Annotated in this window: 1 pseudogene; it reads right to left on the bottom strand. The window is 51.7% G+C overall.

Going from position 1 to position 515, the window contains the following annotated elements:
- Nucleotides 1–375: pseudogene (locus AC5O77_RS22685) on the bottom strand (serine--tRNA ligase); the annotation flags it as partial.
- Nucleotides 376–515 lie beyond the last annotated feature (140 nt).

Genomic DNA, 515 nt, shown 5'->3' with positions numbered 1-515 from the left:
GATCAGCGCATAGTTACTGGTGTCTGCTTCTTCTTCCAGCGGACGAGTATGGAACAGATCGCCAGCACATTTCGGCAGCTGACCCGTACCGTACAGCGTGTCCTGGTTAACCAGGTACGGAACATAGTTCTCACTGTAGCCATGCTGTTCGGTATGCAGATCCAGCATAAACTGCGACAGTGCGCGGTGCATGCGAGCAATCTGCCCTTTCATTACCACAAAGCGGGAACCGGTCAACTTAACTGCGGCTGCAAAGTCGAGGCCAGAGTGCATTTCACCCAGCGTCACATGGTCACGAACTTCAAAGTCAAACTCACGCGGGGTGCCCCAGCGGCTGACTTCAACGTTGTCATTTTCGTCTTTACCTACTGGCACTTCATCTGCAGGCAGGTTAGGGATGGTTAGCGCGAAATCGCGAATTTCAGCCAGTAAAGCATCCAGATCGGCTTTTGCTGCATCCAGCTCTTCGCCCAGTTAGTTAACTTCCAGACGTAAATGCTCGATAATGTCTCTAA

It is taken from the genome of Stenotrophomonas sp. INTA L402-1, assembly GCF_059295135.1.
The sequence above is the reverse complement of the archived record's forward strand: the minus strand, read 5'-3'. Positions and strand labels throughout refer to the sequence as shown.